Below are 12,856 nucleotides of genomic sequence, written 5' to 3'. Positions count from 1 at the left end.
TTGTAAGCATAAATAACTAAAAGATATGACAAAAATAGCAGAATCCAAAATTATCGTCGGTTTAGATATCGGCACGTCAAAAATAGCCGTTGTTGTGGGTGAGGTTCTACCTGATGGTGTAATCAATGTACTCGGCGCAAGTAATTGCCCTTCTAAGGGCGTCGATCGTGGTGGCGTTATTGATTTAGATGCGGCAGTCAATTCTATTCAACGTGCAATTGAACAAGCTGAATCTGTATCTAATTGTCAGATTATGGGCGTAACCTTAGCTATTTCAGGTGAACATATTACCGCTTTAAATGAATCTGGCGTTGTACCATTATCAGGAACAGTCGTCCGCAAGGAAGATATTGATGCGGCTATACATATTGCACATTCGATTAAATTACCAAATGGTTTAGAAAACTTGCACATTATTCCTCAAGAATATAATGTTGACCAATTACCTGCTACAAAAAATCCTATCGGATTATCTGGAATGCGCTTACGAGCACAAGCACATATTATTGCATGTCACCAAGATTGGTTACGTAATCTTAAAAACGCCGCAGAAAGAGCTAAGCTAAAAGTAGACACCGTCGTTTTTTCTGGCTTAGCATCAAGTTATTCCGTATTAACTGAAGATGAAAAAGAACTAGGCGTATGCTTAATTGATATTGGTGGTGGTACAATGGATATCTTAGTTTATACGGATAATGCCTTACGTTTTAGTAAAGTGATTCCATATGCCGGAAATAACGTTACTGATTATATTGCTAATGTTTTTACCACTTCAAGATCAGAAGCAGAAGCGATAAAAACCAAGTATGGCAACGCAGTCAGCTCACCTAACCACAGCCCTGACCAAAAAATAGAAATTGCAGGGCTCGGTGGACGCATGCCAAGAACCTTCACTAAAGCAGACGTTGCAACTGTTACATCAAAATGTTATAACGATTTACTTACTTTAGTACAAGATCAATTAATCAAATTACGGGACGAATTATTCCAAAAAGGCATAAAACAAGAATTAATTGCAGGTTTTGTCCTTACAGGTGGTGGCTCACAAATCGAAGATATTGTAGAATGTGCAAAAAATATCTTCGGCTCTCAAGTAAGAGTAGGATCACCGTTAAATATTTCTGGATTAACGGATTATGTAAATAAACCACTATATGCAACAGCCCTAGGGCTTTTACAGTACAGCCACTACAATTCTCAAAAAGAAAGTAATAATGGTGAAATTGGAGAAAAAGTAGATTCTTTACTTGACATATTAAGCAACAGTGTCAAAAAAGTTGTCAATTGGACAAAATCAAGTTTTTAATGGTACGAGCAAAAGCTGGTACGAAGGGAGATAGAAAATGTTTGAACCTGTTTATGAAGTTACGCAAGATGCCGTCATCAAAGTGGTCGGCGTTGGCGGTGGCGGCGGTAACGCACTTAACCATATGGTTGATTCTCACCTTAACGAAGGTGTTGGTGGTGTTGAATTTTTCTCTGTCAATACAGATGCACAAGTATTACGTACTAGTTCAGTACGTCAAACTATCCAAATTGGTGCAAACATTACCAAAGGGCTAGGAGCAGGCGCAAATCCAAATGTAGGTCGTCAAGCGGCTGAAGAAGATCGCGAAGCACTTTCAAATATGCTTGCTGGTGCAGATATGGTCTTTATTTCCGCGGGCATGGGCGGTGGCACAGGAACAGGTGCCGCACCCGTTATCGCAGATATTGCTAAATCACAAGGTTCATTAACCGTTGCGATTGTCACAAAACCTTTCCGTTTTGAAGGCAATAAACGAATGAACTACGCAGAACAAGGCATTCAAGAACTTTCAAAACACGTCGATTCATTAATTATCATTCCTAATGACAAATTATTAAAAGTATTACCCAAAAATACTAAAATGATTGATGCGTTCAATGCTGCCAACGATATTTTACGTAATGCGGTTTTAGGCATCACTGATATGATTACGTCTCCCGGCTTAGTCAACGTAGACTTCGCTGATGTTAAAACTGTTATGTCTGAAATGGGTCGTGCAATGATGGGAACAGGTATTGCCGAAGGTGAAGATCGCGCAGAACGAGCAGTACACGATGCTGTTGCGAGTCCATTATTAGAAGATGTCGATTTATCAGGCGCTAAAGGTATTTTAGTGAGTATCTCTTCTGACGATAATCTTGAATTAAATGAAGTTGATATCATTATGGACTATATCCACAGTTTTGCAGCTGCAGATGCTACTATCGTGTTCGGTACATCTATTTATCCTGAGGCTGAAGGAAAATTACGTGTGACTTTAGTTGCAACAGGTATTGGCCAACCAGAAGAGCTCACATTACCAAGAACATCTATTGTGCAACCATCAGCACAACCGCAAACACAACAAAAATATCAAGCACAACCAACACAACCTGCATTCACACAGCCACATCAACAAAATTATACTCAACAACCAACGCAATTTGGTCATTCACAACAAACAGCATCCAAACCGCAACAAGTTGATTCTTCTCAAGTTTGGTCACCAAATTGTATTCCAGGTTTTATGCGAAATGGGCAATAACAGCTATTCAAGCGGAAATAAGGACAAATTATGATTAAACAAAGAACACTAAAACAAGCAACTACTGTTACAGGTATCGGCTTACATAGTGGTCAAAAAGTCAAGTTAACCTTACGGCCTGCTCCTGCTAATACCGGCATTATTTACGCTCGCACAGATTTAACGCCAGCGGTCTATTTTACTGCAGATGCGAACTTAGTCGGGGATACGACTTTATGTACTTGTATGATCAACGATAATGGAGTACGCATTTCAACAGTAGAACATTTAAATGCAGCTGTTTCAGCATTAGGCCTTGATAATTTAATTATTGAAGTCAATGCCCCAGAAGTTCCTATTATGGATGGTAGTTCAAGTCCATTTATTTATCTCTTATTAGATGCGGGTATTGAAGAACAAGAATCACCGAAAAAATTTATCCGCATTAAGCAAACCGTTCGAATAGAAGATGGTGATAAATGGGCAGAATTAAAACCTTACAATAATGGCTTAAAATTAGATTTTACCATTGAGTTTAATCACCCAATGATCAGCAAAGATGTCCGCCATTTCAATATGGAATTATCTGCTGAAAATTTTATCCATAATATTAGCCGTGCTAGAACATTTACATTTATGAAAGATGTTGAATATTTGCAATCTATGGGGCTAGCATTAGGTGGTAGCCTAGATAATGCGATTGTATTAGATGAATATCGAATCTTAAATGAAGAAGGTTTACGCTATAAAGATGAGTTGGTAAAACATAAAATGCTTGATTCAATTGGTGATCTATTTATGTGTGGTTATAATATTCTCGGTGAATTTACCGCTTATAAATCTGGTCATGGCTTGAATAATAAATTATTACGTGCTGTATTAGCGAATAAAAATGCTTGGGAATTTGTAACATTTAATGGTACGCAACAAGCACCTCAAGGTTACCAGATTGGTGAACAAGTATTTATTTAATCGAATCTAAACATACAGATCCTCATTGAGCAATCAATGAGGATTTTTTATATCCAAGCGGTCTAAATAATAAATATTTTAGCAAATGTCTTTACTGTTTAAAAAAACAGTAGTACTATATATCTATACAGAATATATTGTTACAGGTATTTTTTATGCTTAACCAACTCACTATAAATAATTTTGCGATAGTCCATCACCTTACCCTCGACTTAAATGAAGGAATGTCTGTAATTACAGGAGAAACCGGAGCGGGCAAGTCTATTGCTATTGATGCGTTAAGTTTATGTTTAGGTTATCGCTCGGAAAGCAGTATGATTCGTAATGGTGCCAATAAGGCTGATATTATTGCGACTTTCTCAATGCAACCTGCTAGCCCTGCTTATTTATGGCTGAAGCAACACGAATTACTTGATGACGATAATCCGCAAGAATGTATTTTAAGGCGAATGATTAATCAAGAAGGCCGCTCAAAAGCATTCGTTAATAACCGACCATTGCCGATCTCCCAATTAAGAGAATTAGGGCAATATTTAATCCATTTAAATGGACAACATGCCCCGCAATTATTACTGAAAAATGAATACCAATTAGAAGTATTAGATAATTATACTGGTTTGCATTCATTGCTAAATCAAATGAGTACACAATATCTTGCTTGGAAAAAATTGCATAAACAAGTGAACACATTTCATCAACAATGCCAAGAAAATGAATCACGTAAGCAATTGCTCCAATATCAAGTGGATGAATTAAATGAATTTGCCATTAAACAAGGCGAATTTGAAGAAATGGAAGAAACACATAACCGTTTATCAAATGCAGAACAGCTAACAAATTTATCGCAAACGGTCACCGCGTTATTGAATGAAAATGAACCCAATGTAGAACAAATGTTATATAAAGCGGTTCGTCACTTAGAAAATTTAGTTGAAATGGATACACAATATCAATCCGCTTTAATGATGTTGAATGAGGCCCTCATTCAAGTACAAGAAGCCAATTCAGAGGTAAGCGTATTGGCAAATAAGATCGAGCAAGATCCAGAGCGTTTAAGTATCTTAGATGAACGTATTAGTAAAACGATTCAATTAGCTAGAAAACATTACGTCACGCCAGAAAACTTATGGCGACAGCATAACACGTTGCAAACAGAACTCAAAAAACTAATCAATGTTGAAGAAAATGAAGCGCGACTTATTTTAGCGGAAGAAAATGCTTACCAACAATGCCTAACATTAGCAGATACCATTTATCAACAACGGTTAGCATCCGCCGAAAAGCTAGCGGAACAAGTTACCAAGCAATTAAAACATCTTTCCATGGAAAATGGTCAATTCTTTATTAATATCCAACACGATCCACAAAAACTCTCAGCAAATGGTGCAGATTTTGTCACGTTTAATTTACAAAGTAATTTAGGCCAACCGCCTCAACCACTTGCAAAAATTGCATCTGGTGGTGAACTGTCACGTATTTCACTAGCAGTGCAAGTATTAACCGCTAATAAACTCTCTACCCCAACTATTATTTTCGATGAAGTCGATGTAGGCATTAGTGGGCCGACTGCAACAACTGTGGGTAAATTATTACGCCAACTAGGCCAAAAATGCCAAGTATTATGTGTAACCCACTTACCGCAAGTGGCAAGTTATGGCAATCACCATTTTAATGTGCAAAAAGTGGTAGAAAATAATCAAACTGAAACTAAGATGACGCTATTAACCCAAGCCGAACGTGTGCAATCTTTGGCAAGGCTATTAGGTAGTAGTCAGATTACCGATACAGCATTAGCCAATGCCCAAGAAATGCTAGATTTAGCTACATTGCCATAACAAAAAATAACCAAGCGCTTGGTTAGTTTGAAGATTCACCAAATTCATAGACTACGATTTTGCGGTCGAAAACGTTTCAAAAGCCAAGACCCTAGTTTCAACTTTACGTAAAATAAACGTCATAATACCGGTAATTATTAAATAAATTAGTCCCGCTATACCATAAATAGCTAAAGCATCATACTCTATCCCATACAGCTGGCGAGCATAACCCATTATATCTAATAAGGTGATCGTGGAAGCTAATGAGGTGCCTTTAAAAACCAAGATAATTTCATTACTATACGAAGGTAATGCTCGGCGTAATGCATATGGAATCATAATTTTCAAGGTATCTAAACGACTTAACCCTAAAGCTGAACAAGCTTGCCATTGCCCTTTTGGCACCGCTTTTAGCGCTCCATAAAATAGCTGTGTAGAATACGCAGCACTATTTAGCGCTAATGCCAATACCGCACAGAACCAAGCATCTGATAAAAATTGCCAAGCCACACTTTCAGTGATCCATTTAAACTGACCAGGCCCATAATAAATTAAAAAAAACTGGATTAATAACGGCGTGCCAGTGAAAAGCATTAAATAACTATTTATAAGCATTTTCAGCCACTGATTTCCCATTGCAAGCAAAAAAGTAAAAAACACCGCTAAAATAAAAGCGGTCATTAAGGCGGCTGCTGTCAGCATAAGACTCGTTGGAATACCTTGTGCAATGATCAAAAAATAATCTTGAAACATCAATTTTCCCCTCTCTCAAAACGCGTAAAATGCTGTGCTAATTTAGCGATGATCACTTGACTTATCAGCGTGATAGCTAAATAAATTAAGGCTGAAAAACCATACCAAGTAAAAGGCTGATGTTCATTGGTATTAATTAAATCCGTCTGACGCATTAAATCATTTACACCAATTAAAGAGATCAATGCGGTATCTTTTAGCAAAACTAGCCATTGGTTACTTAACCCCGGTAACGCGTGGCGCCAAACTTGTGGCATCACAATATGCCAAAAAGTATAGCCACGACTCAGCCCTAAAGCGGCACCACTTTGCCATTGACCATTCAGCACCGCTTGAATAGCACCACGTAATGATTGTGAAGCATAGGCCGCAAAAATAAGTGACAATGCCAACACCCCACAGCCAAATGCACTAAATTCGACATACTCACCGGTTATTTTTTCCACTAATTCTGTCGAACCAAAGAAAATAAGTAATACCACTAAAATTTCAGGTAGCCCGCGTAATAATGTAAGAAACACCGTAGTCGGTTGGCGAATAAATGCTTGTTTATTCATTTCTAATGCAACAAACAAAATCGATAAACATAAACCAACTAGCAGTGAACAGACCGCTAAACCTAATGTTACCAAAGTAGCACTATAAAGAAGCGGAAAATATTCTGTAAACATAAGCTTATTTAGTCATCCATTTGTCATAGATTTTTTGGTAAGTGCCATTCGCTTTAATTGTGGCTAAACCTCGATTTAATTCATCGACTAATGTCATATTGGCTTTATTAACCGCAATAGCGACACCATTACCAAAATATTTTTCATTAGTCACTTTATCGCCAACAAAATTAAGATCTTGATCTTTTGATAACATATCTGCTAACACTGCACTATCCCCAAAAATCATATCAATTCGACCATTTTTTAAATCTAACACCGCATCTTGCAAAGAATTATAAGATTTAGCTACATATTGCTTAGCTTCCGCCACGACATACTGCTGAAAAGTAGTGCCATTCTGCACACCTATATTTTTAGCCTTGGCTAAATCCGCCTTTCCTTTTATAGCAATAAAACTAGCTGAACTATCATAATATGTATGAGTAAATGCGACTTGCTTCATTCGTGCATTTGTAATATCAATCGCAGAAATGGCTGCATCAATCCGCTTTTGTTTGACCGCTTGAATCAAAGCATCAAATGCTTGCCCTTTAAAATGACATGTAGCTTGAATTTCATGGCAAATTGCATTCGCAATATCAACATCAAATCCCAAAATTTTGCCTTGTTGATTGGTTACTTCAAAAGGCGGATACGTTGGCTCCATCGCAAACGTTAATTCTTTTGCGGTTAATGACAATGTACTGACACTTAACACAGAAGCTAATAATAATTTTTTCATAATACGGTCCTTTATCATCGTTAAATTTATATACTGCTACACGAATGGGAAAGATAATGAGCAAATTGAACTGTTTTTGGTTGTTCAAAACAAGTTGCATCGCCTTGTTCAATAACGCTACCTTTCTCCATATAAACCACTTTAGTTGCTATCTTTCTCGCCACACCTACTTCATGGGTAACGACCACTTGAGTAATGCCGGTATTTTGTAATTCTTTAATAATATCCACGACTTGAGTCGTAATTTCAGGATCTAATGCCGCGGTTGGTTCATCAAATAACAATACTTTTGGTTGCATGATTAACGCACGTGCAATTGCCACACGCTGTTGTTGCCCTCCCGAAAGCTGTAATGGAAAACGATCGGCAAATTCATTTAACCGTAAACGAAGCAAATGCTGTTTTGCTCGCGTGATCGCTTCTTGCTTAGAAAGCCCTAATACCTTGATTGGCGCTTCAATCAAATTTTGCATAACTGTCAAATGTGGCCATAAATGATATTGCTGAAACACCATACCCACTTCTTTGCGTAATAATGCAATTTCCTTGGCATCTGTTTTAGCCGATAAATTGAATTTATGTTGTGCAATTTCTAATTTGCCGGAAGCGGGTAATTCCATTAGATTAAGTGTTCGTATTAAGGTGCTTTTACCTGCGCCAGAAGGCCCTAACAGCACCGCGGTATCCCCTTTTTCAATTTCTACATTAATATCAAATAGCGCTTGGTTAATACCATAAAAAAAATTAACATGCTGAATACGAATAGCCATTTGAATAAATTCCCTATTTTTAAAATGAATTTATATTAAATTTTAATGCATAATTATGCAAGTTATTTTTTGATAAAATCTGTAAAAAATGTTGCATAAATAATCAATCATTAGCGTTTATTAAAATTTAGCCTATACTATAGCGCTTTAAATTTGACAGGAAAAACTATGCTCTCTGCTTCACTTGCGATCTTGATTGGCTTAATATTACTTGTTTGGAGTGCTGATAAATTTGTTGAAGGCGCTGCCTCTTCTGCACGTCATTTTGGAATGTCGCCTCTTTTGATTGGTATTTTAATTGTTGGTTTAGGAACATCTTCGCCAGAAATGATTGTTTCCGCTTCTTCGGCATTAAATGGTGTATCTGGCATTGCATTAGGCAATGCTTACGGCTCAAATATCACTAATATCGCCTTAATTTTAGGCATTACAGTGCTCATTAAACCCATTATTGTGGCGTCTGAAGTTATCAAAAAAGAATTGCCGATTCTCATTGCTATTACACTTATTTCTGCTTATTTCTTAATTGATGCAAAAGTTACCCAACTAGAAGCGATCATTTTATTGATTATTTTTGTATTTTATATTGGTTGGACGATTTGGATAGGTGTGGTCAATAAACAAGACCGTTTAGCCACAATCGCGCCATTAGAGACAGAAAATATGCCACTGAAAAAATCACTGTTTTGGATCGTTGTTGGCTTACTAACACTAATGGCGAGTTCACGTTTATTGGTTTGGGGAGCGGTAGAAATCGCTCATCAGTTTCAAGTAAGCGATTTAGTTATTGGATTAACGATTATTGCCGTAGGTACTTCACTACCTGAATTAGCCTCTTCGATTATTGCTGCTCGCAAAGGTCAATCTGACTTGGCATTAGGTAATATTGTGGGCTCAAACTTATTCAACACGCTTGCGGTCGTTGGTACTGCCGGTGCGGTTGAGCCAATGCAAGTTGAAGACGCTGTCTTTTCTCGTGATATGTTAGTGATGTTAGCCTTAACATTATTGCTGTTTTTATTTTCTCTTAGCCTAAACAAAAAACCGGGCAAAATCACCCGCTTAGAAGGGGCTATTCTCTTTAGCTGTTATTTGGCCTATACCCTTTATTTACTTAACACTGCAATTTAAAACTCCTCAACATAAGCGGCAATTTTTCCATAAAGATTTGCCGCAATTAACACATTATTACTGTTTAATACGCTAAAACACACATCAACGATCAATCCTTTTTTGCTTGCGACTAGCAGTTTGTATTACAATTCGAACTCTTTTTCCTTGATTGAGTGATCTATGTTAAAACGTTTTTTTCTATTGTTGAGTAGCTTACTGTTAGTGTGCAATGTACAAGCAGGCTTATTTAACAACAAACCACAATATTTAACTGCTGCTGAAGCATTTATCTTCAGCTCCAGCCAACAAGATGGCCAACTACAACTGCATTGGCAAATTGCTGATGGTTATTATTTATACCAAAAAGAAATTCAGCTTAGTGCACAAAATGCGACGCTTGATGACGTTACTTTTCCGACGGCTGAGAAATATCAAGATGAATTTTTTGGAGAAGTGGCTATTTTTCGTGATCAACTAAAATTACCGGTTAAATTGACTGATCTAAAAGAAAACCCAAGTCTTAAAATACGTTATCAAGGTTGTACCAAAGGTTTTTGCTATCCACCAGAAACAAGGGTTATCCCTCTTAATCCATCTTTACAGGTCAATAATAGTGCTAATTCAGCCGCTTTACCTTCTACTATCGCCACGCCAAATGCACCGCAAACGGAATTAGCGGAAAATTTATCCAACAATTATTTGTCAATTTTTGGATTTCTTTTGCTAGGCATTGGCTTAGCCTTTACCCCTTGCGTGTTACCAATGCTACCCTTACTTTCTGCAATCGTCATCGGCCATAAAAATCGGCCTAATACTAGCAGGGCATTGTTACTCAGTTTTACTTATGTACAAGGAATGGCATTAACCTATACCTTACTTGGTTTGACTGTTGTAGCCATTGGTTTACCTTTTCAAGTGGCATTACAAAGTCCAGCCGTATTAATTAGCTTAGCGGTTTTATTTACTCTTTTAGCGGCTTCTATGTTTGGCCTATTTGAAATTCGCTTACCAAATACTTGGCAACAAAAGTTAAACGCGTTAAGCCAACAACAACAAGGTGGTGCAGTTGGCAATGTCTTTATCATGGGTATTATTGCTAGCTTAGTTGCTTCGCCTTGTACTTCCGCGCCACTGTCTGGAGCACTACTTTATGTTGCACAAAGTGGCAATTTACTTATCGGCGGTTTAGCACTTTATTTGCTCGCATTAGGAATGGGGCTACCACTCATTTTAATTACCGTATTTGGTAACCAAACTCTACCAAAATCAGGCGAATGGCTATTCAAAGTCAAAACCGCCTTTGGTTTTGTTATGCTCGCACTACCCATCTTTTTAATCAGTCGCATTTTACCAAGCCATTACGAACCCTTTTTATGGTCAACGCTAGCGCTAGCATTTTTAGGTTGGTTAATTAGTAGCCTAAACTATTCAACCATACTCAAACAAGCGGTCAGAATCTTATTATTTATCGCTTTTGGATTAACTGCTTATCCTTGGGCAAATCTCGTTTGGCAAACCACCTCTAACACGGCTCAACCAACTACACCGCACTTAGCAATGGAAAAAATTACCTCTTTGACCGAATTAGAGCAAAAACTGACCGCTTATCAAGGTAAAAAAGTCATGCTAGATTTATATGCCGATTGGTGTGTTGCTTGTAAAGAGTTTGAAAAATACACTTTTACTGACCCACAAGTACAACAACAATTAGCCACTATGGCAGTATTACAAATTGATATGACCAAAAACTCCGCAGAAAATACCGCTTTAATGAAACGTTTCAATGTTTTAGGCTTACCCACCATTTTATTTTTTGATGAAAATGGCCACGAAATGACCAACGCAAGGATTACCGGCTTTCTAACCGCCAATCAGTTTTTGGCTTGGTTAAATGGCTTATAATAAATTGGAATACCACTTTTTTATGTATATACAACACGGAATAATAAATGACAGAAGAACTGCATAAAATCGAAGATATTATCCGAATTTTTAACGATTGCTTTAGCCAAGAATACAACACCCGTTTAGCCAAAGGCGGCGATTATCCGATCTATTTACCGGCCTATCGCGCAGAAAATAACGCCCCATCCGATCGTCCATATCATGTTATTTTATTTGCGCATGGCTATTACAGCAGTGCTTTACACGAAATTGCGCATTGGCTGGTAGCAGGAACCGCTCGCCGGCAATTAGAAGATTTTGGCTATTGGTATGAGCCTGACGGCAGATCAGCTGAACAACAACGAGAATTTGAAGCCGTTGAAGTTAAACCACAAGCCATTGAATGGATATTAGCCACTGCCGCAGGTTTTCGCTATTTTGCCAGTGCCGATAATTTATCTGGCAACGCTGGCGATAATAGTGCCTTTAAAAAAGCAGTTTATCAGCAAGTGAAAATATATGCTAATCGTGGTTACTTACCCAAACGAGCAGAAAAGCTCCGCCAAGCATTAGGCGGATTCTATGGCACGACAGCTCAAATTAACTTAGCGCATTTTGAAATAACAAAAATTTAAATCAAAACAGCCTAAAATCAACATTTATTTACATAATACTTACTTAAAAACTGACAAAAACACAACAGCATTGTCAAGAAAGCAAAAATTGCTTACAATAGCATTAATTTTTTGACAAAAAGTAAGGAAAACTTAATGAAAATTGGATCTCTTGTATTAGCACTCTCGGCTATGCCTGTTTTAGCCACAGCAAGTGTTGGTGATATCAATCTCTATACTAAAGTGGGAACAGATATAAGCTCTCGTTTCGAAGCATTTAAAATCAGTCATTTAGCTAAAAGTGCGCTGCCAACAAATCGCGGCAAGCCTTCTCTTAACTTATTTTTAGAACCCACTTATAGCTTAACTGATACAACAGAAGTGGGATTAGGTATTGGCTATGTTAATCGTAAAGGTCAAAATTACGTTGGACAACAAGAGTTTTTGCGTAATGCTTGGGAGGTTTTGAACAGAGATCAGTCTAATGGTGCAGATATACATAAGATAGATAAAGTTATAGTAAAAGAAGAATACAAAGTGAACCGTTATTCTTCTATTCCGCTTTATGTCACCTTAAAACAGAATTTCCCGTTAATCCACGGCGTTCAACTTTATCTCAAAGGTGATGTAGGCTTCGCTTTCAATAAATCAAAAGATACCGCATATCATTTCTTAAGCACATTAATTGGCAAAGACATCCAATCTCCCAATGGAAAAGAGCGTTTTGATGCACTTGTAAAAACCAAATTAAACCACGGGCTCTATTATGGTATTGCATTGGGTGCACAATATAAGAATTTATTAGCTGAAGTCGGTTATTATCGTACTGATGCCAAAATTGCATACAATCTCAACAAGCTATCTCTTCTCACTCAAACTTTAGAATTATTACCAACATTACAGCAGAAAAAAACATCATACAAAAATGATGCAATTCGTCTTTCTGTTGGTTTTAGATTCTAGTATTGAAGTTTAATTAACTTAAGCGGGCTCAATAAGCCCGCTTT

The 12,856-nt window shown here is 37.4% G+C and carries 12 protein-coding genes; 8 read left to right on the top strand and 4 right to left on the bottom strand.

Annotation, left to right across the window (positions count from 1 at the left end; genetic code table 11):
- Window positions 1-25 precede the first annotated feature (25 nt).
- The 4 genes from ftsA (at window position 26) to recN (ending at window position 5,338) form a co-directional block, all read left to right on the top strand.
- Window positions 26-1,306 carry a cell division protein FtsA gene (ftsA, locus tag BMX01_RS00160; protein WP_064082086.1) on the top strand — a complete coding sequence of 427 codons (1,281 nt, stop codon included), beginning with the start codon at window positions 26-28 and terminating at the stop codon, window positions 1,304-1,306.
- A gap of 37 nt (window positions 1,307-1,343) precedes the next feature.
- On the top strand, window positions 1,344-2,552 hold the full coding sequence (gene ftsZ / locus BMX01_RS00155) for a cell division protein FtsZ (RefSeq protein WP_064083344.1): 1,209 nt from the start codon (window positions 1,344-1,346) through the stop codon (window positions 2,550-2,552).
- A 30-nt stretch (window positions 2,553-2,582) separates the two neighbouring features.
- Window positions 2,583-3,503, top strand: a complete 921-nt coding sequence (gene lpxC, locus BMX01_RS00150; protein ID WP_064082088.1) for a UDP-3-O-acyl-N-acetylglucosamine deacetylase — start codon at window positions 2,583-2,585, stop codon at window positions 3,501-3,503.
- 155 nt (window positions 3,504-3,658) lie between these two features.
- Window positions 3,659-5,338: a DNA repair protein RecN gene (gene recN / locus BMX01_RS00145; protein ID WP_074647562.1), complete on the top strand. Its 1,680-nt coding sequence runs from the start codon at window positions 3,659-3,661 to the stop codon at window positions 5,336-5,338.
- A gap of 51 nt (window positions 5,339-5,389) precedes the next feature.
- Here the strand turns inward: recN and artM are convergent, their stop codons facing one another.
- Genes artM through artP form a run of 4 tightly spaced genes read right to left on the bottom strand, consistent with a single transcriptional unit; the run spans window position 5,390 to window position 8,238 of the window.
- Entirely contained in the window at window positions 5,390-6,073 is a 684-nt protein-coding gene (gene artM, locus BMX01_RS00140; protein ID WP_064082090.1) for an arginine ABC transporter permease ArtM, read from the bottom strand.
- Window positions 6,073-6,744, bottom strand: a complete 672-nt coding sequence (artQ, locus tag BMX01_RS00135) for an arginine ABC transporter permease ArtQ (RefSeq protein WP_064082091.1) — start codon at window positions 6,742-6,744, stop codon at window positions 6,073-6,075. Before artQ ends, artM begins: the two co-directional genes overlap by 1 nt.
- Window positions 6,745-6,748: 4 nt before the next feature.
- Complete coding sequence (locus BMX01_RS00130; RefSeq protein WP_064082092.1) at window positions 6,749-7,468, bottom strand: transporter substrate-binding domain-containing protein; 720 nt, start codon at window positions 7,466-7,468, stop codon at window positions 6,749-6,751.
- Window positions 7,469-7,494: 26 nt separating this feature from the next.
- Window positions 7,495-8,238, bottom strand: a complete 744-nt coding sequence (artP, locus tag BMX01_RS00125; protein ID WP_064082093.1) for an arginine ABC transporter ATP-binding protein ArtP — start codon at window positions 8,236-8,238, stop codon at window positions 7,495-7,497.
- 168 nt (window positions 8,239-8,406) lie between these two features.
- Here artP and BMX01_RS00120 point away from each other — a divergent pair, with 168 nt between their 5' ends.
- The 4 genes from BMX01_RS00120 (at window position 8,407) to BMX01_RS00105 (ending at window position 12,812) form a co-directional block, all read left to right on the top strand.
- Window positions 8,407-9,369: a calcium/sodium antiporter gene (locus BMX01_RS00120; protein ID WP_064082094.1), complete on the top strand. Its 963-nt coding sequence runs from the start codon at window positions 8,407-8,409 to the stop codon at window positions 9,367-9,369.
- Window positions 9,370-9,531: 162 nt separating this feature from the next.
- On the top strand, window positions 9,532-11,253 hold the full coding sequence (locus BMX01_RS00115) for a protein-disulfide reductase DsbD (protein ID WP_064082095.1): 1,722 nt from the start codon (window positions 9,532-9,534) through the stop codon (window positions 11,251-11,253).
- A 47-nt stretch (window positions 11,254-11,300) separates the two neighbouring features.
- Window positions 11,301-11,870, top strand: coding sequence for an elongation factor P hydroxylase (locus BMX01_RS00110; RefSeq protein ID WP_064082096.1), 570 nt, complete (start codon window positions 11,301-11,303; stop codon window positions 11,868-11,870).
- Between the two features lie 135 nt (window positions 11,871-12,005).
- Window positions 12,006-12,812 (top strand): outer membrane beta-barrel protein, encoded by an 807-nt coding sequence (locus BMX01_RS00105; RefSeq protein ID WP_074647559.1) that lies wholly within the window; start codon window positions 12,006-12,008, stop codon window positions 12,810-12,812.
- Window positions 12,813-12,856 lie beyond the last annotated feature (44 nt).

This window comes from [Haemophilus] ducreyi, assembly GCF_900109315.1.
Classification (GTDB): domain Bacteria; phylum Pseudomonadota; class Gammaproteobacteria; order Enterobacterales; family Pasteurellaceae; genus Haemophilus_B; species Haemophilus_B ducreyi.
This window is presented reverse-complemented; position numbering and strand designations above follow the sequence as displayed.

What these genes read in the sequence shown, in the direction of transcription:
- BMX01_RS00115 (WP_064082095.1), top strand. Translation starts at nt 9,532, where the DNA reads ATGTTAAAACGTTTTTTTCTATTGTTGAGTAGCTTACTGTTAGTGTGC.
- ftsZ (WP_064083344.1), top strand. Translation starts at nt 1,344, where the DNA reads ATGTTTGAACCTGTTTATGAAGTTACGCAAGATGCCGTCATCAAAGTG.
- recN (WP_074647562.1), top strand. Translation starts at nt 3,659, where the DNA reads ATGCTTAACCAACTCACTATAAATAATTTTGCGATAGTCCATCACCTT.
- artP (WP_064082093.1), bottom strand. Translation starts at nt 8,238, where the DNA reads ATGGCTATTCGTATTCAGCATGTTAATTTTTTTTATGGTATTAACCAA.
- ftsA (WP_064082086.1), top strand. Translation starts at nt 26, where the DNA reads ATGACAAAAATAGCAGAATCCAAAATTATCGTCGGTTTAGATATCGGC.
- BMX01_RS00105 (WP_074647559.1), top strand. Translation starts at nt 12,006, where the DNA reads ATGAAAATTGGATCTCTTGTATTAGCACTCTCGGCTATGCCTGTTTTA.
- artM (WP_064082090.1), bottom strand. Translation starts at nt 6,073, where the DNA reads ATGTTTCAAGATTATTTTTTGATCATTGCACAAGGTATTCCAACGAGT.
- lpxC (WP_064082088.1), top strand. Translation starts at nt 2,583, where the DNA reads ATGATTAAACAAAGAACACTAAAACAAGCAACTACTGTTACAGGTATC.
- BMX01_RS00130 (WP_064082092.1), bottom strand. Translation starts at nt 7,468, where the DNA reads ATGAAAAAATTATTATTAGCTTCTGTGTTAAGTGTCAGTACATTGTCA.
- BMX01_RS00120 (WP_064082094.1), top strand. Translation starts at nt 8,407, where the DNA reads ATGCTCTCTGCTTCACTTGCGATCTTGATTGGCTTAATATTACTTGTT.
- BMX01_RS00110 (WP_064082096.1), top strand. Translation starts at nt 11,301, where the DNA reads ATGACAGAAGAACTGCATAAAATCGAAGATATTATCCGAATTTTTAAC.
- artQ (WP_064082091.1), bottom strand. Translation starts at nt 6,744, where the DNA reads ATGTTTACAGAATATTTTCCGCTTCTTTATAGTGCTACTTTGGTAACA.